We start from the raw sequence: 21,392 nt of genomic DNA on the forward strand, positions 1-21,392 counted from the left end.
GTGAAGAGCCTTCCCCGGCGACACCGCTAGAGGGACGAGATCAGCCGCTCCACGCGCTCGTCCACGGCGCGGAACGGGTCCTTGCACAGCACGGTGCGCTGCGCCTGGTCGTTGAGCTTGAGGTGCACCCAGTCGACGGTGAAGTCGCGGCCCGCGGCCTGCGCGGCGGCGATGAAGTCGCCGCGCAGCTTGGCCCGCGTCGTCTGCGGCGGGGTGTCCTTGGCGGCCTCGATCTCGCCGTCGTCGGTCACCCGGTCGACCTGGCCCTTGCGCTGGAGCAGGTCGAAGATGCCCCGGCCGCGCCGGATGTCGTGATAGGCGAGGTCGAGCTGGGCGATGCGCGGGTTGGACAGGTCCATGTCGTGCTTGGCCTGGTAGCGCTGCATGAGCCGGTACTTGATGGCCCAGTCGATCTCCCGGTCGATCTTGGACAGGTCCTCGGCCTCGATCGCGTCGAGCGTGCGGCCCCACAGCTCCAGGACGCGCTCGGCCATCGGGTCGGGCGCGCGCTTGGCCACGTGCTCCACGGCGCGCTCGTAGTACTCGCGCTGGATGTCCAGCGCGGAGGCCTCCTTGCCGCCCGCCAGGCGCACGGTCCGGCGGCCGGTCAGGTCGTGGCTGATCTCGCGGATCGCCCGGATGGGGTTGTCCAGGCTGAAGTCGCGGAACTGCACGCCCTGCTCGATCATCTCCAGCACGAGGTTCGCGCTGCCCACCTTGAGCAGGGTCGTCACCTCGGACATGTTCGAGTCGCCGACGATGACGTGGAGCCTGCGGTAGCGCTCGGCGTCGGCGTGGGGCTCGTCGCGGGTGTTGATGATGGGACGCGATCGGGTGGTGGCGCTGGACACGCCCTCCCAGATGTGCTCGGCCCGCTGCGACAGGCAGTAGACCGCTCCGCGCGGCGTCTGGAGCACCTTGCCCGCGCCGCAGATGAGCTGCCTGGTCACCAGGAACGGCAGCAGGACGTCGGCGATGCGGGAGAACTCCCCCGCCCGCGCGACCAGGTAGTTCTCGTGGCAACCGTAGGAGTTGCCCGCGGAGTCCGTGTTGTTCTTGAACAGGAAGATGTCCCCGCCGATGCCCTCGTCGGCGAGCCTGCGCTCGGCGTCGACGAGCAGGTCTTCGAGGATGCGCTCGCCGGCCTTGTCGTGCGTGACGAGCTGCGCGAGGTCGTCGCACTCCGCGGTCGCGTACTCGGGGTGCGACCCGACGTCGAGGTAGAGCCGAGAGCCGTTGCGCAGGAAGACGTTCGACGAGCGTCCCCACGAGACGACCCGGCGGAACAGATAACGCGCGACCTCATCCGGGGACAGCCTGCGCTGCCCGTGGAAGGTGCAGGTCACCCCGAACTCAGTCTCAATGCCGAAGATCCGCCGCTGCATCCCTCAACAGTAGGCGCATTCGACGCTTTCCTCAGTGATCCAATCGGGCGTCGCGTCGTTTCGCCGATAACGTTCTCGTGTGCTCCGACGTGTGAACAGCCTGGACCAGGCACTGATGCGACGTTCCGGCGCACTGCGCGCCGCGCCCGCGGACGGTGGTCTCAAACTCCTGTCGCGGGCCGCGAACCACAGTGCGCTGTGGCTCGTGCTGGCCGCCGCGCTGGCCGCCCGCAAGGGCGTGACCAGGCGCGCGGCGCTGCGCGGGGTGGTGTCGATCGCCGGGGCGAGCTTCAGCGCGAGCCTCGTGGCCAAGCGCCTGTTCCCGCGCCGCAGGCCCGCCGCGGAGCTGGTGCGCGAGGACCGGCGGCTGGCCCGGCGGCCCACGTCGTCGTCGTTCCCGTCCGGTCACGCGGCGTCCGCCGCGGCGTTCACCACGGCCGTGGCGATGGAGTCGCCGGGGCTCGCGGCGGCGGTCGCGCCGCTCGCCGCGGCGGTGGCGTACTCGCGGGTGCACACGGGCGTGCACTGGCCCTCGGACGTGGCCGCGGGCGCCGCGATCGGCGCGGGCGCGGCCCTGCTCACCCAGCGCTGGTGGCCCCGGCACCGGACGGACGCGGCCACGGCCCGCGACCACGCCGCCTTGGAGCCGCTGGTCGACGGCGAAGGGCTGGTCGTGGTGGTCAACCCGGGCGCGGGCGCCGGGCTGGGCGGGGCCGATCCGACCGACGCCATCGCGGCGGAGTGGCCGAAGGCGACCCTGGTCGGCATCGAGGACCTGGACACGGTGCTCGCCGACCACGCGCCGCGCGCCCTGGGCGTCGCGGGCGGTGACGGCTCGGTGGCCGCCGTCGCCTCGCTGGCCGCGGTCAACCGGCTGCCGCTCGTGCTGATCCCGGCGGGGACGCTGAACCACTTCGCGCGCGACGTCGGCGTGGCGGGGCTGGACGACACGGCGCGGGCGGTCGCGGACGGCTCGGGCGTGCTGGTGGACCTGGCCGCCGTGACCGTCGACGGCGAGGGACCGCGCTGGTTCGTCAACACGGCGAGCCTCGGCGGCTACCCCGACATGGTGCGGCTGCGCGAGCAGCTCCAGGACCGGTGGGGCAAGTGGCCGGCCGCCGCGATCGCCATGTTCCGGGTGCTGCGCACGTCACAGCCCCTGCCGGTGGAGATCAACGGCGAGCGGCACCTGATCTGGATGCTGTTCGTCGGCAACGGCCCGTACCGACCGAAGGGCTTCGCACCGACGATGCGCCCCGCGCTGGACGCCGGCCTGATGGACGTGCGCTACATCCGCGCCGACCGCCGCTGGTCGCGCACCCGCTTCTTCGCCGGCGCCCTCCTCGGGTCGCTGCACCGCAGCCGCACGTACCGGCACCAGGAGACGCGCTGGCTCGACGTGGAGGTGCTGCGCGGCTCGGTGGCCATCGCGACGGACGGCGAGGTCGGTCCGACCGGCTCGACCTTCGAGTTCCGCTCCCGACCGGCCGCGCTGGGCATCTACCGCACCCAGGACTGAGGCCCGGAACGCCACCGGGCCGGGGGTGCCCGCAGAAATGCGCACAGCGACCATGTGGCGTAAAACCGGCGGGCCGAGCGTTGACAAGCCGTGGTGACGAGTCGACCGGAGGAGCGGCAGATGGCACGTCCCCGACCCGGAGTCCTCTCGTGAACGCGTCCTGGGACTCCCTCGGTCAGGTGGTCTCGGCGGTGTCCGGGTTCTTCGCGATCGTCACCTTCGCGGTGGAGGCCGCTCGGCAGCGACGAGCGGACCGCAGCGCGTTCCGCCCCCTGATCGGGTGGGCGACGGCCCTGCTCGGCGCCTTGGCGGCGGCGCCCGCGGCGTGGGAGTTGCGCGATGGCGGGTTCTCCCTGCTCCCCCCGGGGGCGTCACCGCCCTCGCTGGTCCTGTCCGGGGGGCTCGCGCTCGCGGTCGCGGGCACCCTGCTCGCCGCCCTCGCCCCCAGCCCGGACCGGTACGAGGTCCGCGAGCTGATCTCCGCGGTCGAGCGGCGGATCGCCCAGGCCGAGTCCGACGACCGGTTCGACCGCAGGCACCACGTCGAGCTCGGGGTGCGCAAGGCGACCGCCCCGGAGGACCGCCCCCGGCCGCTCGCGTTCGGCGCGGCGGAGGTCGGCGACCCCGCGTTCCTCGTCGGCAAGGCGGGGACGGGCAAGACGACCGCCCTCCGGAAGTTGGTGCTGGACGAGTGCCGCAGGTCCCGCCGCAGCCGCTGCCCGCGGACCATCCCGGTGTACGTGGACACGCGCCTCGTCGGCGATATCGAGGGACCCGTCACCGTCGGCACCATCCGGAAGCACATCACGGCCGTGCTGGGGTTCGACGACCCCGTGGTCGCCGAGCGGGTGGGGCGCTACCTCAACGATTCGGGGGGCCGGTACCGGTGGCGCCTCGCGTTCGACATCGGTGACGAACTGCCGCCGGCCCGGGCCGACGAGTACTTCACCGCCGTGCGCCAGTTCCTCGAAGCCCGCCCCGGCGACCGGGCGCTGATCGCCGTGCGCACGACGCCGCGGTCCTCCGACCGCGTGGTGAGGACCGCCGCCCCGACGCGATCCCGGAGGCGGGCGCTGTTGCAGAAGCGGGGCGTCCCGCTCTCGACCCAGCGCGGTTTCACGAAGGCGCTCGACCTGGACGAGGACTGGGCGGACGTGCGCGACGACGTCGCGCTCCTGGGGCAGCTGGCGGGCCACCTGGCATCGACGCCCTACCGCGGCGAGTCGCGGCACGAGATGGTGGAAGCCCTGATCACCGGCCAGCTCAACCGCGGCAACTCGCTCGGCGCCGACCTCGACACGGTGTTCGCCAACGCCCGACGGGTCGGTTACCAGCTGCTGGAGGAGCCGGATCGGGTCTTCACGACCTCGGACACGGCGGCCCTTTCCCTGGCCAACCTCGCGCGGCACGAGGGGCAGCGGTTCCGGTTCCGCAGCTCGTCCGTCCAGGCCCACCTGGCCGCCCGGCACCTCCTGCTGCACCGCATCGAGCCGGACCTGCCGGGCGTGCTCGACGGCGAGGAGTGGCGCGCGGTGCTCGTCAGCGCCCTGCGCACCTGTGGCGACGAGCGGCGGGAGGCGCTCGTCGCCCGCTTGGCGGAGGTCCTGGAGGTCGAGTTCGCCCGCTCGGGTCGGAACTGGGCCCCCGGCGCCGAAGCGGATCTGGTGCCCGGCGAGTTCCGCTGGGCGCCGCTCGAACTGCACGCCCTGTCCGTGCTGCACCGCGGGGTGGCGGGCGGGCGGGACGTGGTGCCGCCCGCGCTCCAGGAGAAGGTGGACCTGCTCCTGCGCCAGGCGATCTTCGCCGGCGGCGAGTCGGCCAGGAGGTCGGCGATCCGCCTGCTCACCCTCGGCACCGGGGACGCGCAGGCCGTCGTGGCGAACAGGATCTTCCTGGACCCGGTGTGGCGGGAACAACGCCCCGCCGTGGTCGCGCAGCTCGGCGAGGGCGTGGAGGTCCTCGCCCGGATGAACCGCCGCAGCCGCGTGCGGGTCGCCCTGCGCATCACGCTCGACGGCCTGTGGACGGTGCTCGACCGCCCCACCGGTCGGGTGGGCTCCCACGCCCAGGAGCTGCACCGGATGGCGGCGGGGATCGGCCGGGTCGGCCTGTGGTCCGCGTTCGGCCTGATCCTGCTCGGCATCGCCGTCCAGGTGCAGGAGGAGGGCTCCAACGCCATCGCCGCGCTCTTCGTGCTCGTCGGCGCGATGCGCATGCTCCACACCTGGGCCGCCCCCGTGCTCCCGATGAGGGTGTCGATCTCGATCGAGTCGGCCTTCGCCTGGACCGTGCTCTGGGTGGGCTCGCTCACCGTGCTCGCCACCGTGCTCGGCCTGATCGGCAGCACCGCGCGGGTCGAGGGTCCCGGGGTGGCCGTCCACCTCCTCCAGCTGTGGTTCCTGACCTGGCCCGCGGCGATGCTGGTCCTGATCGCCCTGGACGACGTCGAGCGGGCGAACCAGGTCGTGCCGCAGGCGCGCGTGGTGGCGCTGCTCCGGGAGGCGCGGGTCGTCCAGCGCCTGCTCGCGCGTGCGCGCCTGGAACTCCGGACCGGCAGGTCGGGGCGGTGGACCGCGATCCTCGTGCTGGTCGTCGTGCTCGTCGTCGTCGCCGCGGTCGACCTGCCCCTGTCCGCCGACGTGGAGGAGGAGGTCGACAACTACACCTGGCTCGGGGCCCTGGTCGGGTTCGCGGCGCTGTTCTCGTCGGACCTCCGGGTCAAGTCCGTCGACTGGGCGGCACTGCGCGACAGGACGGGCAGGGACGCGGACGTGGCTTCGCTGCTGCCGGTGCTGGACGCGGCGTTCCGCAGGGGCCGACGGTCGGCCACCCGCTTCCTGCGCACCGTGCGCGCGGCCGAACCCGGTCAGCTCCGGGCCGCGTTGCCGCTGCTGAGCGACCTGGAACGGCTGTTGGAGTTCCTCAACCGGACGCTGCCGGAGGACAGCACCACGCGCATCCGCGAAGGTTTGTGGCGGCTCGCCCCCTCCTTCGAGGTCCCGCGCTTCCGGGATTGGGCGACCGCGTTCGACGCCGAGCACCCCGGCTCCCTGCCGAAGCTCGCCCGGGCGGAACGGGAGCGCGACCTGCTCAGCCAGGCGATCCGCAACAGCCAGCACACGACGTCCGATCCGCTCGAACACGCCGGCTGACCACCGTGGGGTTCGACATGGTCGAACGGTTTGAGAGTAAGGTTGGTTCGTGCCCGGACCGATCCAGTCCATCGAACGGGCAGCCGCGGTGTTGCGGCTGCTGGCCAGCGGCGCGCGCCGGATGGGGGTCGCCGAACTCGCCCGGGCCCTGGAGCTGCCCAAACCCACCGTGCACGGCATCCTGCGGACGTTGCAGCTGGTCGGGTTCGTCGAGCAGTCGCCGGACACGGGCAAGTACCAGCTCGGCCCGGCGCTGTTCCACATCGGCAGCAGCTACCTCGACGGCAACGAGCTGCGCACCCGGGCGCTGAACTGGTCGGACTCGCTGGCCGCGCGCAGCATGGAGTCGGTGCGCATCGGCACGCTGCACGAGAACCAGGTGCTGGTCGTGCACCACGTGTTCCGCCCGGACAACTCCCGGCAGGTGATGGAGGTCGGCGCGCTGCTGCCGGCCCACGCGTGCGCGCTGGGCAAGGTGCTGCTCGCCGACGACCCGGTCGGCCGGTCCGACGACGAGCCGCTGAAGGGGTACACCACCTGCACGATCACCGACCCGGACGTGCTCGGCGAGGCGTTGGAGCAGGTCCGGGAGCGCGGCTGGGCGGCGGACGTCGAGGAGCTGGTCGAGGGCGAGGTGTCGCTCGCGGCGCCGATCCGGGACCGGCGGGCGGTGACGGTCGGCGCGGTGGGGATCTCGGGGCCGGTCGAGCGGCTGTGCGACGGCGACAAGCGGCCGCGCACCGAGCTGGTGTCCTACGTCCGCGAGGCCGCGCGGTCCATCTCGCGCGAACTCGGCGCCATCCCCTGGTAACAGCCCAGGAGGGTTGACATCTCGTGAGGCCGGACCCAGGATGCGCTCGAACCGTACGACATTGTCGAACGGCATTCAGAACGGCATCGGAGCCGGAGAGGGTGCGCGGATGACCAACCAGTCGATCTTCATCGGGGAGTTCCTGGGCACGGCCCTGCTGCTGCTGCTCGGCAACGGCGTGGTGGCGGGCGTCGTGCTGGCGAAGTCCAAGTCGAACGGCGCGGGCTGGGCGGTGATCACGTTCGGCTGGGGCTTCGCCGTCCTCGCCGGGGCCTACGCCGTGGCCCCGCTGTCCGGCGCGCACCTCAACCCCGCCGTCACGGTCGGCCTCGCCATCCACAACGGCGACTGGTCCACCGCCCCCGTCTACCTCGCCGCGCAACTGCTGGGCGCGTTCACCGGCGCGGTGCTGTGCTGGCTCGCCTACTACGGCCAGTTCCGCGAGGGCAACGGCGACGTGCTCGGCGTGTTCGCCACCGGCCCCGAGGTCCGCAACCCCGTGCAGAACCTCACCACCGAGGTCATCGCCACGTTCGTGCTGGTGTTCGTCATCCTCGCGACCGGCCAGACCAAGGGCCTGGAGACCTCCGGCACCGGCGCGCTCATCGTCGCGCTGCTGGTCGTCGGCATCGGCATGTCGCTGGGCGGTCCCACCGGCTACGCCATCAACCCCGCGCGGGACCTCGGCCCCCGCATCGCGCACGCCGTCCTGCCGATCCCCGGGAAGGGTGGATCGGACTGGGGCTACGCCTGGATCCCCGTCGCCGGTCCGCTGCTCGGTGGAGCATTGGCCGGTCTGGTCGACATCGCCGTCTACTGAGGAGAACCCCGTGACCACCAACTCCACCCGGCCGTACGTGGCAGCGATCGACCAGGGCACGACCTCCTCGCGGTGCATCGTCTTCGACCACGGCGGCGCGATCGTGTCCGTCGCGCAGAAGGAGCACCGGCAGATCTTCCCGCGGCCAGGCTGGGTCGAGCACGACGCCGAGGAGATCTGGGCCAACGTGCTGGACGTCGTGCACGGCGCCCTCCAGAAGGCGTCGCTGAGCAAGCACGACCTCGCCGCCGTCGGCATCACCAACCAGCGCGAGACGACGCTGGTGTGGGACCGGAAGACCGGCAAGCCGGTGCACAACGCCATCGTCTGGCAGGACACCCGCACCGACCAGCTGGTCAAGGAGCTGGGCGACCAGGACCGGTTCCGCGAGAAGTGCGGCCTGCCGCTGGCCACCTACTTCGCCGGCCCCAAGGTGCGCTGGCTGCTCGACCACGTCGACGGTCTGCGCGAGCGCGGCGAACGCGGCGAGGTGCTGTTCGGCACCATGGACACCTGGCTCATCTGGAAGCTCACCGGCCGCCACGTCACCGACGTGACCAACGCGAGCCGCACCATGCTGATGGACCTGGAGACCCTCGACTGGGACGACGAGCTGGTCGAGGCGATCGGCGTGCCGCGCGCGATGCTGCCGGAGATCCGCTCCTCCGCCGAGGTCTACGGCACCGCGACCGGCACCCTGGAGGGCGTGCCCGTGGCGTCCGCGCTGGGCGACCAGCAGGCGGCGCTGTTCGGCCAGACCTGCTACTCGCCCGGCGAGGGCAAGTGCACCTACGGCACCGGCAGCTTCCTGCTGGTCAACACCGGCGACAAGCCCGTGCGGTCGGACAACGGCCTGCTCACCACCGTCGGCTACAAGATCGGCGACCAGCCCGCGTCGTACGCGCTGGAGGGCGCGATCGCGGTGACCGGCGCGCTGGTGCAGTGGTTCCGCGACAAGATGGGTCTGATCGGGAGCGCCCCCGAGATCGAGACGCTCGCCCGGTCGGTGGAGGACAACGGCGGCGCGTACTTCGTGCCCGCGTTCTCCGGCCTGTTCGCGCCGCACTGGCGGTCCGACGCGCGCGGCGTCATCGCGGGCCTGACCGCCTACACCGGCAAGGGGCACATCGCGCGGGCCGTGCTGGAGGCGACCGCGTGGCAGACGCGCGAGGTCGTGGACGCGATGAACGCCGACTCGGGCGTGGAGCTGACCACGCTGAAGGTCGACGGCGGCATGACCGCGAACAACCTGCTCATGGGTTTCCTGTCGGACGTGCTGGACGTGCCGGTGGTGCGGCCGATCGTCGCCGAGACGACGTGCCTGGGCGCCGCCTACGCGGCGGGGCTCGCGGTGGGCTACTGGTCGGACACCGACACCCTGCGCGAGAAGTGGCACAAGGCGGCCGAGTGGCTGCCGACGATGGACGCGCGGACGCGCGACAAGGGCTACCGCAAGTGGAAGAAGGCGGTCGAGCGGACCGTCGGCTGGATTGACGAGGACGACAACGATGAGTGAGCAACGGGCGCGCGCCCGCGAAGCCCTGGGCCACGGCGCCTTCGACCTGGTGGTGATCGGCGGCGGCGCCCTCGGCATCGCCACGACGTGGGCCGCGGCCAGGTCGGGCCTGCGGGTGGCGCTGGTGGAGGCGGGCGACTTCGCGGGCGCGACGTCGAGCGCGTCGTCGAAGCTGGTGCACGGCGGCCTGCGGTACCTGGCGATGGGGCCGGGCGCGGTGCCGATGGTGCGGGAGAACCACGCCGAGCGGCGCGCGCTGGGCGACCACCTCGCGCCGCACCTGGTCCGACCCCTGCCGTTCCTGGTGCCCGTCTACCGGGGCGGGCCGCACTCGCGGCCCGTGCTCGGCGCGGGCGTGGTGCTGTACTCGGCGCTGTCCGGGTTCGGCGACGGGCTGGGCAAGGTGCTGTCGGCGCGGCGCGCCGTCGAGTACGTGCCGCACCTGCGCACCGAGGGCCTGCGCGGCGCGGCGCTGTACCACGACCACCAGATGAACGACTCGCGCGTGGCGATCACGGCGGCGCGCGCGGCGGCGGAGGCCGGGGCCGTGCTGCTCAACCACGTCGAGGTGGTGGGCATGCGCAGGACCGGGTCGCGGATCAGCGGCGTCGAACTGCGCGACCGGGTGGACGGGGCGTCGTTCGGCGTGGACGCGACCGTCGTGGTGAACGCGACCGGCCCGTGGCTGGACGCGCTGCGGCGGATGGAGGACCCGTCGGCCGCGCCGAGCGTCCGGCTGTCCAAGGGCGCGCACCTCGTGCTGCGGACCGACACGCCGTGGCGCGCCGCGATGACGATCCCGGTGGACGACGTGCGGGTGTCGTTCGCGATCCCCTGGGAGGGGCAACTGCTCCTGGGGACGACGGACGAGGCGTACGAGGGCGACCCGGCCGACGTGCGGTGCTCCGAGGCCGACGTCGCGCAGATCCTCGGCGAGGCGTCGACCGGCATCACCGCGGACGCCCTGGACCGCTCGCGGATCGCCTACACGTTCGCGGGCCTGCGCGTCCTGCCCCTGTCGTCGGGCGAGGGCGGTTCGGGCGACACCAGCCACGCGAAGCGCGAAACGGTGATCACCGCGGGCCGCGGCGGCATGATCAGCGTGGCGGGCGGCAAGTGGACGACGTTCCGCCGCATCGGGGCCCAGGTGCTGGCCCGCGTCGGCGAGTCCCTGGGCCGCGACCTGACCGGCGCGTTCTCCGACGGCGTGCCCGCCGCCCTGCCGGGTGCGGCTCTACCCGATCGTGTGACGGCCCAGCTCGGTCGGGAGCTGCCCTCGCTGCCGGACGACGTGCTGGCGCACCTGGCGACGCACTACGGCACGGTGAGCCACGAAGTGCTGGCCCTGGCCCTGGACGACCCGTCGTTGCTGGACCGCGTGCACCCGGACGGGCCGGACATCTGGGCGCAGGTGGCGCACGCCGGGCGCTTCGAGTGGGCGACCGAGGTGGACGACGTGCTGCGGCGCCGGACGACGGTCGTCGTGCGCGGGCTGGACACGCCGTCGGTGCGGGAGCGGACCAGCGAACTGCTGGCGTTGAGCGCCTGACGGCGCGGGACGAGGGCCCTCCCCTGGTGAGCGCCCTCGTCCCTCAGCGTCATCGCTCCCTGTGCCCCCGCGCCCGGGATGCACGCAGTACGACCAAACCCAACAGGCCGCACTGCCCGAGGATGACGCTCACCGTCGCCCACACCGGGAAGTCCACAGGGACCCCCCTCAGCGTGAGCACCGGACCGAGAACCGCCCCGACCAACACCCCCAGGAGCACGATCACCTGGAGCAGCGGTCCCGCGTGGCCGGGTGGAACCACCACCTCGGCCTCGAAGCACGTCTTCTCCACCCGTACCCTCGCCCGTGAGGTCGGTTCACCCCACTCGGCAGGAGCGTCGGATCTGGGAACGTCCCGATCCGGCGACGTGGCACTCATGTTCGGTGCCTTTCTCCCTCCGGTCATGGACACCCCTCGTGGGCATCCCGCCGGCGAGCCACAGCGCCGCACCCATCACCTACGGCCACTCGCACGACCTGTTCGACGCGAGCGGTCGAACGATACCGAAAACCACACGTTTGCAGCATTATCGGCAGTGAACTTGCACCGATAGTGTGTAAATATGACATAGTGGTGTTGGAACCAGGATTGGAAGCAGGTACAGCCATGTCGTCGGGCGAGAACGCCGAACACGATCGCCCCGCGGTGGTCGACCGGGTCAACGTCGCATTGATCGCGGAGGCCGTGGAGGCATTGGCGAAGCTCCAGGAGCGCACCCACCTGAAGAAGGTCGACCTGGTCAACCGGGCGCTGCTGGTCTACGAGTTCGTCGACGAGGAACTGCGCGCGGGCAACCAGGTGGTGCTGCGGGACGCCGAGGGGCGCGAACAGCTGGTCAAGATCTTCCTCTGAAGACGCGGAAGCCCCCGGTCACCGCGACCGGGGGCCTTCGACGTGCGGGAAGGATCAGGACTTGTCGTCGTTCGGCGGCAGGTCGACGTCCGTGACCGGCTTCTTCTTCGCCGCACCCGTCTTGCCCGCCGGGGCCTCCGGCTCGGAGGCCGGTTCCGCCTCCGCGGGCAGCAGGTCGGTCAGGGCGGCGCCCGTGATGCGCCGGAACGCACGGCGCGGGCGGTCGCGCTCCAGGACGGCCACCTCCAGCTTGGCGCCGTCCAGCAAGTCCGGCTTGCCGTTGCCGGTGCTGGTGGAGCCCGTGCTCAGCGCCTTCACGGCGACCCGCACGGCCTCGGCCAGCGCCAGGCTCTCGGTGTAGGCGTCCTTCAGGGCGTTGCCCGTGGCCTCGGCCTGGCCGCCCATCACCGTGTACAGCGGCTCCTCGACGATCGAGCCGTCGTAGGTGAGGCGGTACAGGGTGTCCTGCTCGGGCGTGGCACCGACCTCCGCCACGCAGATCTCGACCTCCATCGGCTTGATCTGCTCGGTGAAGATCGAGCCCAGGGTCTGGGCGTACACGTTGGCCAGCGACCGGCCGGTCACGTCGCGCGGGTCGTTCTGGTAGCCGCGGATGTCGGCGAACCGGATGCCCGCCTGCCGCAGGTTCTCGAACTCGCTGTACCGGCCGACCGCGGCGAACCCGATGCGGTCGTAGATCTCCGACACCTTGTGCAGCGTGCTGGAGGGGTTCTCGGCCACGAACAGCACACCGTCGGCGTACCGGAGCACGACGACGCTGCGACCGCGGGCGATGCCCTTGCGGGCGTACTCCGAGCGGTCGCGGAGCACCTGCTCGGGTGAGGCGTACAACGGCATCGTCACTGGTGCGGCTCCCGGGCTCGGCGGATGCGGGTGGTGGGGTCGGGGTCGGTCACGGCTCAGCCCGCCGGGCGGGTGCGCCGACCCTCGACGACGGCCTCGGCCTGCGCCGCGGTCTGCTCGTCGGGCAGGTGCGCGGCGCCGTCGGCGGTGATCGTGACGACCACGGGGTAGATCTTGCGGATCACGTCCGGGCCGCCGGTGCCCGAGTCGTCGTCCGCCGCGTCGTACAGCGCCTCGATGGCCGCCCGCACGGCGCCCTCGGCGTCCGCGTCCGGGTTGTAGAGCTTCTTCAGCGCCGACTTCGCGAACAGCGAACCGGACCCCACGGCCTGGTAGCCCTGGGACTCCTCGTAGCGACCGCCGGTCACGTCGTAGGAGATGATGCGGCCCGCGCGTTCCGGGTCGGCCGCCTCCACGTCGAAGCCCGCGAACAGGGGCACGACGGCGAGACCCGCGAGCGCCGCGTCGAGGTTGCCCTTGATCATCGCGGAGAGCCGGTTCGCCTTGCCGTCCAGGGACAGCGAGACGCCCTCGATCTTCTCGTAGTGCCGCAACTCGACGGCGTAGAGCCGCACGATCTCGACCGCGATGCCCGCCGTGCCCGCGATGCCCACCGCCGAGTAGTCGTCGGTGATGAACACCTTCTTCATGTCGCGCTGGGCGATCACGTTGCCCATCGTCGCGCGCCGGTCGCCCGCGATCACGACACCGCCGCGGAACGTGAGCGCCACGATCGTGGTGCCGTGCGGGGCCTGGATGGTGCCTTCGGGGAACCTGCCTGCCGTGGGCAGCAGTTCGGGCGCCTGGGCGCGGAGGAAATCGGTGAACGACGACGACCCCGGCCTGAGGTAGGCCGGGGGCAACGACGCGGCCGGGTAGCGCCCGGTCGAGCTGTGGTCCATGTGTGCGTTCTTCTCCTGTCCCGCCGGCGGCCTACTCGCCGCCCTTTTGCACGTACGCGCGGACGAAGTCCTCGGCGTTCTCTTCCAGCACGTCGTCGATCTCGTCCAGGATGGCGTCGACGTCCTCGCCGAGCTTCTCCCGGCGCTCCTGGCCGGCGGCCGCGGCGCCGTCGCCACCGTCGTCGCCGTCACCGCCGCCTTGCTTCTGGACCTGTTCCTGGGACATGACGACCCTCCCGCCTTCTCGGTCCTAGGGGTTCAACACTACCCACCAGGCACGACGATGTGTGTCTGCCACTCGGGTCTGTCGATCAGCCCCGGGTGAGCGCCTCGACGAGCTGCTCAGCCGTGTCCGACGCCTCCAGCAGGGCTCCGACGTGGGCTTTCGTGCCGCGCAGCGGTTCCAGGGTGGGGATGCGGACGAGGGATTCCCGACCGAGGTCGAAGATCACCGAATCCCACGACGCCGCGGCCACGGACGTCGGGTAGCGCTCCAGGCAGCGGCCCCGGAAGTAGGCGCGGGTGTCCTCCGGTGGGGCGAGCACGGCCGCGCGCACCTCCTCCTCGCTGACCAGGCGCTTCATCGAGCCACGGGCCACGAGCCGGTTGTAGAGGCCCTTGTCGAGGCGCACGTCGGAATACTGGAGGTCGACCAGCGACAGGCGCGGTGAACCCCAGGCCAGGCCGTCCCGGGCCCGGTAGCCCTCCAGCAGCCGCAGCTTGGCCACCCAGTCGAGGCGGTCGGCGCACTCCTGCGGGTCGCGGGCCAGCGCGTCGAGCACCTCGCCCCACACGCGCAGCACGTCGCGGTCGCCGTAGCCCTCCTTCTCGACGAACTCCGAGGCCCGCTCGTAGTAGGCGAACTGGATGTCCAGGCCGGTGAACTTGCGCCCGCCGGCCAGCTCGACGCGGGTCTTGAGGGTCGGGTCGTGGCTGATCCGGTGCACCGCGCGGACCGGGTCGAGCAGCCGCAGGTCGTCGAACCGGCGACCCGCCTCGATCATGTCCAGCACCAGCGAGGTCGTGCCGCACTTGAGGTAGGTGGAGTACTCGGCGAGGTTGGCGTCGCCGATGATGACGTGCAGCCGGCGGTACTTGTCGGCGTCGGCGTGCGGCTCGTCGCGGGTGTTGATGATGCCCCGCTTGAGCGTCGTCTCCAGGCCGACCTCGACCTCGATGTAGTCGGAGCGCTGCGACAGCTGGTAGCCGGCCTCCTCGCCCGCCGGGCCGAGGCCGACGCGGCCGGAGCCGACCACGACCTGCCGGGACGCGAAGAACGGCGTGAGGCCCGCGATCACGGCCGTGAACGGCGTGCTGCGCTGCATCAGGTAGTTCTCGTGGGTGCCGTAGCTGGCGCCCTTGCCGTCGACGTTGTTCTTGTAGAGCTGGAGGCGGGGCTGGCCGGGGACGGTGGCCGCCTTCATGGCCGCCTCCTCCATCACCCGCTCCCCCGCCTTGTCCCAGATCACGGCGTCCCGCGCGTTGGTGACCTCCGGCGCGGAGTACTCCGGGTGGGCGTGGTCGACGTAGAGGCGCGCGCCGTTGGTGAGGATGACGTTGGCCGCGCCGAGGTCCTCGACGTCGTTGTCGCCGGGGTGGTGGCCGGGCGCGCCGAGGTCGAAGCCGCGCGCGTCGCGCAGCGGCGATTCGACCTCGTAGTCCCAGCGCGCCCGCCGGGCCCGCGGTATGTCGGCGGCGGCCGCGTAGGCCAGCACCACCTGTGTCGAGGTGAGCACCGGGTTCGCCGTCGCGTCCCCCGGCACCGAGATGCCGTACTCCACTTCGGTCCCCATGATCCGCCGCATACGTCGCAGCCTACGACGTACCACCGACATCACGCCGGGAGCCAGGTCACGTTTCAGCCGGCGGCGAGTCCGGCGGCCGGTCGGATGCGCGTCGCGCCGCGGGCGGGTCCGAAGGCCGCGAGGACCGCCAGGAGCACCACGCCGGCGCCCCCGAGGAGCAGCGGGAGCAGAGCCGCGGTGGGCCACGCGAACAGCCCTACGGCGGCCAGCGTCAGCTCGGCGTAGATGAGGCCGAACAGCCCCCCGCCCAGCACTCCCACCAGCGACAACAGCACCGCTTCGGCCAGCACGCCGCCTTGCAGGCCGCCCTTGGTGACCCCGAGCGCGCGGCGCAGCGCGAGCTCCTTGCGGCGCTCCTGCACGGAGATCGTCAGGGCGGTGCCGATACCGGTCACGGCGACCGCGACGGACAGTCCCAGCAGCACCATCAGGAACACGATCCCCAGGTCGAGGTAACGCTGGTTCTGCGCGCTCTCGGCCGCCCGCGTGTTCACCAGGACGGTGGGCGAGTCGGGCAGCGCCGCCTCCACCGCGGTCTGGTAGGCGACCGGGTCGGCGCCCGCCTCGAAGGTGACGAGGACCTTCGAGGCGGGTCCGAGGTCCGGGTCGGGCAGCACGACGTCCGCGTCGTCCAGCAGCGACGAGGTGTAGGTGCCGGCCACGGTCGCGGTGCGCGCGCCGCCGGGCAGGCCCTCCACGGTGAACGGCTCGCCCACCCGCGCGCCGAAGTGCTCCGCGTACCGGTCCCCCAGCAGCACGGTGCCCGGCCCGAAGCCGCCGGCGTCGACGCCGCGCGCGGTCAGCCAGTCCCGCGCGTCCGCCGGGTCGGCGCCCACGACCTCCGCGGGGAACGCGTACCCCTCGGGATCGCGCTGGTCGGCCTCGACCCCGTGCAGCACGAGCGTGCGCGCGGCCTGCGGCTGGTCCGCCGCCGCGCCGACGCCGTCGCGCAGCGGGCGCTCGGCCGAGTCCACGACCACGGCATCGGGCCGGGGCTCCCGGTCGAACTCCTCCTCCACGCGCTGCGCGGACCCGACCGTGACGGCGAAGAACGTGACCATCGAGGCCGCCAGCAGCAGCGGCATCGCCACGGACGCCGACCGCTGCGGCACGCGCCGCACCTCGGCCGCCGCGAGCTTCCACTGCGCGCCCCCGAAGCGGCTCGCGACCGAACCGAAGATCCGCCCGAGAGCGGGCACCACGACCGGCCCGAGCACCCCGAACAGGCCGAACACACCGGTGATGCCGGAGAACAGCACGAGGAAGATCGCCGCGATCGAGCCCCTGGCGAGCACACCCAGCACGCCCAGCACGGCGGCCAGGACCACGAGCACGACGCCGAACACGTAGCGGCGGCGGACGACGGCCGCGTCCGGCGTCTGCCCTTCGGAGGTCCGCAGCGCGGCCAGCGGCGAGATCCTGGACGCGGTGAGCGCGGGCCGCACGGCGGCGAACGCGCTGAGCACGGACGCGGTGACCACGCCGATCAGCAGCTGGGTCCCGTTCGGCAGCAGCGCCGGGCTCAGCTCGACCGCGCCCATGATCGTGGACAGGCCGATGGCGTCGAACAGCCTGGCCAGCAGCCACGCCACCGAACCGCCGAGGACCGCACCCACCGCGCCCGCGACGGCACCCGTCGACAGCGCTTCGAACAGGTTCGCCCGGACGAGTGGTCCGCGATGGGCGCCGAGGCAGCGCAGCAGGGCGGTGTGCCGCTGCCGCTGGAGGTAGACGGCGCGGTAGGTCGCCGAGGCGACGAAGACCGAGGTGGCCAGGGCCAGGATGCTGAACGGCAGGAGCATCAGGGCGAGGTCGCCGCCGGGTTCCTCGGCGGCGACCGCGGCGGCGGTGTCCACCCGGAAACCCTGCCCCGCGGCGGCGGCCACGGCGGTCGCGTCACCGCCGGTGACGTGCAGGGACAGCACGGTCGGCGTCGGGTCGATCCTGGCCGCGAGGTCCTCGCCGACCACGATCACGGGTTCCTCGCCGAGCGAGCCGCGCTTGGTGACGCCCCGGACGACGACGTCCAGCGCCCGCCCCTCCGCGTCGGCGACCCGCACCGCCGAACCAGGCCCGAGCCCGTGCTCGTGGGCGGTGACCCGGTCGACCGCGAGCTCCCCGTCACGCCCCGGCGCGCGCCCCTCCAGCATCGGCACGCGCCGCAGGCCCTCCCGGTCGACCTCCACGTCGGCGTCGCTGCGGCGCGGCCCCGCGCGACCGTCCAGGAGCAGGTCCGCGCGCACCCGCCGCACCTGCTCCACCGAGGTCACCCCGGCGACGCCCGCGACCCGGTCGGCGACGGCCCCGTCGAGCACGGCGTCCTCGTACGGCGCCTCGCGGACCACCAGGTCCACCCCCGGCGGCACGACCGGGGCGCCCTCGGCGGTCGCGCGGACCATGGCGTCGCTGAGCATCAGCGCGGCCAGCAGGCACGCGACGCCGACGACCAGGGCGACACCGGGCAGCACGGCGCGGCCGGGTCGGTCGCGGAACTCGGCGACCGCGAGCCGCAGGGATGTGGGCACAGCTCCTCCTCGTGACGCGAACGGCACGACAGTAGGAACAGGCGGTGTCGGCGGGCGTCGGCCCGGAGTAGCACTCGCCGGTACTACCGGGGGAGGATCACCGCGTGGAACAGGTGCGGATCGTCGCCCCCGACGGCACCCCGGTCGGTTCCGCGTCGCGGGCGCGGATGCGGGCCGAGGGGCTGTGGCACGCGTGCGCGGTGATCGTGGTGCGGTCCGTGGACGGCGAACGGGTGTACGTGCACCGGCGGACCGACACCAAGGACGTCTACCCCGGCCTCTACGACCCGACGTGCGGCGGCGTGGTGGCGGCGGACGAGACGCCCGACGAGTGCGCGGCGCGCGAACTGGCCGAGGAGCTGGGCGTGCGGGCCGTCCCGGAGTTCCGGTTCCGGACCACGTTCACCGACGGAACCATCCGGTACGTCGCGCACGTTTACGACGTGCGCAGCGACGGCCCGTTCAGCCACCAGCCCGAGGAGGTCGCCTGGGGCGGGTGGATGGCGCTGGAGGAGGTGCGCGCGAAGGCGGACGACCCGGACTGGCCGGTGGTGCCGGACGGCCGGGTCCTGGTCAAGGGGTGGTTCACGTGGGTGTCGGGATGATGTTCGCGATGTCGATCCCCGGGCTGGCCGTGCTGCTCGTCGTGCTGGCGGCGGTCGAGCGCGCCGTGCGGTGGGCACGGCGGCGCAAGGGGCACCCGGTGGCGGTCGCGGCGGGCGTGGACCAGTTCACCACCCTGTTCGCCGGCGGCAAGCAGGTGGAGCTGGACCAGCGGCAGACCGAGCTGATGCTGCGCGACGACGAGGAGGACGGCGCCCCGCCGCGCGGCCCGATCGACCTGGCGTCCGGCTCGGTGCGGCTCACCCCCAGGCCAGCGACGCCCGAGTAGCCCAGTACCGCTCGGCGGGGTCGGCCAGGTCGGCCAGCTCGTCCGGGTCCAGCTCCACGTCGCCCGCCCGCAGGTTGGCGTGCAACTGGTCGACGCTCGCCGCGCCGGACAGCACCACGTCGACCCACGGCTGGGCGCGCACGGCGGCCAGCGCGACGGCGTCCGGACCGACCCCGTGCCGCTCGGCCAGCTCGCGGACCCGGGCGGGCGGGTCGACGGCGAGGCGACCGTTGGCCATGCCCTCCTTGACGAACACCTCGGCACCGGCCTCGCCCGCCGCCGCCAACGCCTCGCCCGCCGACGTCTCCAGGACGTTCCAGGTGGACTGCACGGCGTCGAACAGCCGCCGTCCCTCGATCTGGATGTCCAGGGCGCGGCGCACGGTGTCGGCCTGTCGCGGTCCCGAGGTGGAGAAGCCCAGCCGCACGCCGGAGTCCCGCAGCCCGCCCAGCGCCATGAGCAGGTCCACGTCGCCGAACAGCGGGCTGTCGGGCGTCAACGAGTGCACTTTGTACAGTCCGACGTGCGCGCCGAGCAGGTCCCGCGTCTCCTTCCACTGCTGGGTGAAGCGGCCCAGGGAGTGCTCCTTGACCTCGTGCACGTCGGCGTCGCGCCGCCAGTCCGCGACGTAGGCGTACCCCCACTTGCTGGACACGCGCACGTCCCGGTGGCCGCGTTCGGTCAGCCACCCGGCCAGGAACTCCTCCGCGCGGCCGTACGAGCGCGCCGCGTCGACCCGCCGCACGCCGGCCTCGTACGCCGCGTCCAGCACCGCGTGGCACTGGGCGCGCATGGCGTCCACGTCGCGGTCGGCCGGGAGCGCGCCCTCCCTGCCGAGGTTGATGTAGGCGGGGCGGCCGAGGGCGGCGAGTCCTAGCGCGAAATCGGGCACGCCGACACGGTAACCGGCCATCCCGGACGACCGCCGGTCACGCGCACCCGCCCCGGAGGGCTCGGGCACCCTCGTCGCCCCTCCTCGACCCTCGTCGGCGCCCGACGGCTCCCTCGGTCGTCCCGCTGCCTCAGGCGTCTCTTCGCAGCAGGGCCACCGCGCCCGCACCCAGGGTCACGACCAGGTAGGCCAGCATCACCAGGGCCGCGCCCGGTGGGGAGAGGGGTGCTTCCGACACCGCGCCCGACAGTTGTGGCGCCAGGTTCGGGAGCATCACCGAGTAGGCCCGTCCATTCCACGGTGGCGGGAGCAGGAGGGTCACCACCGGCAGGACGAACAGGAGGGCGCACAGGGTCACCAGGGCGCCCGCTGTCGAACGGAGCAGGAAGCCCAGCCCCAGGCCGACCAGGGCCAGCAGGACCATCGAGGCCGTGTCGGACAGGAGGGTCGGCAGGGCCTCGCCCACCGAGCCGTAGGCCGAGATCGGCTTCGGGCGGTCGCCGGTGATCAGCTCCCCCACCGTGAAGGACCCCGCCACCGCGAGGGCCGCCACGACGAGCGAGACCGCGCCGACCACGACGATCTTGGCCAGGAGGAACGCGCCGCGCCTCGGCACCGAGACCAGGGCCGTCCGGATCATGCCGCTGCCGTACTCCGACGTGACGGCCAGCGCGCCGAGCGCACCCAGGCAGAACTGGCCGAACGGGACCACCACCACGCCCGGGTCGGCCCGGTCGAACCGCTGTTGCCGCTCGGGCGACGCGACGTCCCAGTCCGCGGTCATCAGGTAGGAGACGATGGCACCCGTCAGCAGCATCAGCGCGAGGGCCAGCAGCACGTAGGTGGTCGAGCGGACCGACCTGATCTTCAGCAGCTCCGAGCTCAACACGCCGGTCATCGCGCGCCCTCCTTCGTGCGGAACTCCACGCTGTCCTCGGTGAGTTCGAGGTAGGCGTCCTCCAGCGACGCGCTGCGCGGGGTCAGTTCGTGGACGGGGATCTGCCGGTGGACGGCGAGGCCGGCGATGTCGGGCGCGTCGAGCCCTTGCACGAGCAGCGCGCCGTCGTCGTCCGCGGTGACGGAAGCGCCCGCCTCGGCGAGGACCCGGGACAGGGCGCCCGGTGACGGCGACCGCACCAGGACGTCCTTCTTGAACTTCTCCCGGAGGTCCTCCATGGATGCTTCGAGGATCAGCCTGCCGCGTCCGACCACCACCACCCGGTCGGCGGTCAGCGCCATCTCGCTCATCAGGTGACTGGACACCAGCACGGTGCGGCCCTCCTTGGCCAGGTCGCGCATGAGGTGCCTGATCCACCGGATGCCCTCCGGATCGAGGCCGTTGACCGGTTCGTCGAACATCAGCACGCCCGGGTCGCCGAGCAGCGCCGCCGCCACGCCGAGGCGCTGCCTCATGCCCAGCGACAGGGTGCCGACCCGGCGCTTCGCGGCGCCCGCGAGGCCCACCTGCTCCAGGGTCTCGGCGGCCCGGCGGTCCGGGATGCCGTTGCTCCGGGCCAGCACGCGCAGGTGGTCGTAGGCGGTGCGGCCGCCGTGGACCGCCGCCGCGTCGAGCAGCGCGCCCACCTCGTGCGCCGGTCTTCGCAGCGCGGCGTAGGGCCGGCCGTTGACCAGCGCCTCGCCGCCGCTGGGCCGGTCCAGGCCGAGGATCGCCCGCATGGTGGTCGACTTGCCCGCGCCGTTGGGGCCGAGGAACCCGGCGACGTAGCCGGGCTCCACCTCGAAGCTCAGGTCGTCGACGGCCCTCGTGCTGCCGTAGCGCTTGGTCAGGTGCCGGACTTGGATCATGTGGTCGAGCGTGCCGGTGCGGCAGCGTGGACGGATCGGACGAGGGGCCGGAGTTCCGGATCGGACCGTGGTCCGATGCCCCGCACCGCGCACCCCGGTTA

The 21,392-nt window shown here is 72.7% G+C and carries 18 protein-coding genes; 9 read left to right on the top strand and 9 right to left on the bottom strand.

Annotated elements, in window-relative coordinates; all coding sequences use genetic code 11:
* Positions 1–26: 26 nt before the first annotated feature.
* Complete coding sequence (pafA, locus tag J2S66_RS16375) at positions 27–1,385, bottom strand: Pup--protein ligase (RefSeq protein WP_306744942.1); 1,359 nt, start codon at positions 1,383–1,385, stop codon at positions 27–29.
* Between the two features lie 79 nt (positions 1,386–1,464).
* On the opposite strand from pafA, the gene J2S66_RS16380 reads away from it, so the two are divergent.
* The 7 genes from J2S66_RS16380 (at position 1,465) to J2S66_RS16410 (ending at position 11,605) form a co-directional block, all read left to right on the top strand.
* Positions 1,465–2,904, top strand: a complete 1,440-nt coding sequence (locus tag J2S66_RS16380) for a bifunctional phosphatase PAP2/diacylglycerol kinase family protein (protein WP_310307947.1) — start codon at positions 1,465–1,467, stop codon at positions 2,902–2,904.
* 149 nt (positions 2,905–3,053) lie between these two features.
* Positions 3,054–6,056, top strand: coding sequence for an NACHT domain-containing protein (locus J2S66_RS16385; protein WP_310307948.1), 3,003 nt, complete (start codon positions 3,054–3,056; stop codon positions 6,054–6,056).
* A gap of 49 nt (positions 6,057–6,105) precedes the next feature.
* On the top strand, positions 6,106–6,867 hold the full coding sequence (locus tag J2S66_RS16390; RefSeq protein WP_310307949.1) for an IclR family transcriptional regulator: 762 nt from the start codon (positions 6,106–6,108) through the stop codon (positions 6,865–6,867).
* A gap of 109 nt (positions 6,868–6,976) precedes the next feature.
* Positions 6,977–7,687: an MIP/aquaporin family protein gene (locus tag J2S66_RS16395; RefSeq protein WP_310307950.1), complete on the top strand. Its 711-nt coding sequence runs from the start codon at positions 6,977–6,979 to the stop codon at positions 7,685–7,687.
* A 10-nt stretch (positions 7,688–7,697) separates the two neighbouring features.
* On the top strand, positions 7,698–9,203 hold the full coding sequence (gene glpK, locus J2S66_RS16400) for a glycerol kinase GlpK (protein ID WP_310307951.1): 1,506 nt from the start codon (positions 7,698–7,700) through the stop codon (positions 9,201–9,203).
* Positions 9,196–10,752, top strand: coding sequence for a glycerol-3-phosphate dehydrogenase/oxidase (locus J2S66_RS16405; RefSeq protein ID WP_310307952.1), 1,557 nt, complete (start codon positions 9,196–9,198; stop codon positions 10,750–10,752). The genes glpK and J2S66_RS16405 overlap by 8 nt, the downstream gene beginning before the upstream one ends.
* A 607-nt stretch (positions 10,753–11,359) precedes the next feature.
* Positions 11,360–11,605 carry a hypothetical protein gene (locus J2S66_RS16410; protein WP_310307953.1) on the top strand — a complete coding sequence of 82 codons (246 nt, stop codon included), beginning with the start codon at positions 11,360–11,362 and terminating at the stop codon, positions 11,603–11,605.
* Between the two features lie 54 nt (positions 11,606–11,659).
* On the opposite strand, the gene prcA is transcribed toward J2S66_RS16410, so the two are convergent.
* From prcA to J2S66_RS16435, 5 genes are all read right to left on the bottom strand, one after another.
* Positions 11,660–12,469: a proteasome subunit alpha gene (prcA, locus tag J2S66_RS16415; RefSeq protein WP_310307955.1), complete on the bottom strand. Its 810-nt coding sequence runs from the start codon at positions 12,467–12,469 to the stop codon at positions 11,660–11,662.
* Positions 12,470–12,525: 56 nt separating this feature from the next.
* The gene (prcB, locus tag J2S66_RS16420; RefSeq protein WP_306744950.1) at positions 12,526–13,371 is read right to left on the bottom strand and encodes a proteasome subunit beta; all 846 of its coding nucleotides are present in this window, start codon (positions 13,369–13,371) and stop codon (positions 12,526–12,528) included.
* A 31-nt stretch (positions 13,372–13,402) separates the two neighbouring features.
* Positions 13,403–13,597 carry a ubiquitin-like protein Pup gene (locus J2S66_RS16425; RefSeq protein ID WP_310307956.1) on the bottom strand — a complete coding sequence of 65 codons (195 nt, stop codon included), beginning with the start codon at positions 13,595–13,597 and terminating at the stop codon, positions 13,403–13,405.
* 85 nt (positions 13,598–13,682) lie between these two features.
* Positions 13,683–15,176, bottom strand: coding sequence for a depupylase/deamidase Dop (dop, locus tag J2S66_RS16430; RefSeq protein ID WP_306744952.1), 1,494 nt, complete (start codon positions 15,174–15,176; stop codon positions 13,683–13,685).
* 53 nt (positions 15,177–15,229) lie between these two features.
* Entirely contained in the window at positions 15,230–17,701 is a 2,472-nt protein-coding gene (locus J2S66_RS16435) for an FtsX-like permease family protein (protein WP_310307957.1), read from the bottom strand.
* Positions 17,702–17,805: 104 nt separating this feature from the next.
* Here J2S66_RS16435 and J2S66_RS16440 point away from each other — a divergent pair, with 104 nt between their 5' ends.
* Together J2S66_RS16440 and J2S66_RS16445 are read left to right on the top strand one after the other, a co-directional pair.
* Positions 17,806–18,306, top strand: a complete 501-nt coding sequence (locus J2S66_RS16440; protein WP_310307959.1) for an NUDIX hydrolase — start codon at positions 17,806–17,808, stop codon at positions 18,304–18,306.
* Between the two features lie 8 nt (positions 18,307–18,314).
* The gene (locus tag J2S66_RS16445) at positions 18,315–18,593 is read left to right on the top strand and encodes a DUF6191 domain-containing protein (RefSeq protein WP_306744955.1); all 279 of its coding nucleotides are present in this window, start codon (positions 18,315–18,317) and stop codon (positions 18,591–18,593) included.
* Here the strand turns inward: J2S66_RS16445 and J2S66_RS16450 are convergent.
* The 3 genes from J2S66_RS16450 to J2S66_RS16460 all read right to left on the bottom strand — a co-directional run bounded on the left by J2S66_RS16450 (position 18,565) and on the right by J2S66_RS16460 (position 21,291).
* Positions 18,565–19,506, bottom strand: coding sequence for an aldo/keto reductase (locus J2S66_RS16450; RefSeq protein ID WP_310307960.1), 942 nt, complete (start codon positions 19,504–19,506; stop codon positions 18,565–18,567). The genes J2S66_RS16445 and J2S66_RS16450 overlap by 29 nt on opposite strands.
* Before the next feature lie 109 nt (positions 19,507–19,615).
* Positions 19,616–20,383, bottom strand: a complete 768-nt coding sequence (locus J2S66_RS16455; protein ID WP_310307962.1) for an ABC transporter permease — start codon at positions 20,381–20,383, stop codon at positions 19,616–19,618.
* Positions 20,380–21,291: an ABC transporter ATP-binding protein gene (locus tag J2S66_RS16460; protein ID WP_310307963.1), complete on the bottom strand. Its 912-nt coding sequence runs from the start codon at positions 21,289–21,291 to the stop codon at positions 20,380–20,382. The genes J2S66_RS16455 and J2S66_RS16460 overlap by 4 nt, the downstream gene beginning before the upstream one ends.
* Between the last annotated feature and the right edge of the window lie 101 nt (positions 21,292–21,392).

Source organism: Saccharothrix longispora, assembly GCF_031455225.1.
In the GTDB taxonomy this organism is placed as follows: Bacteria; Actinomycetota; Actinomycetes; order Mycobacteriales; family Pseudonocardiaceae; genus Actinosynnema; species Actinosynnema longispora.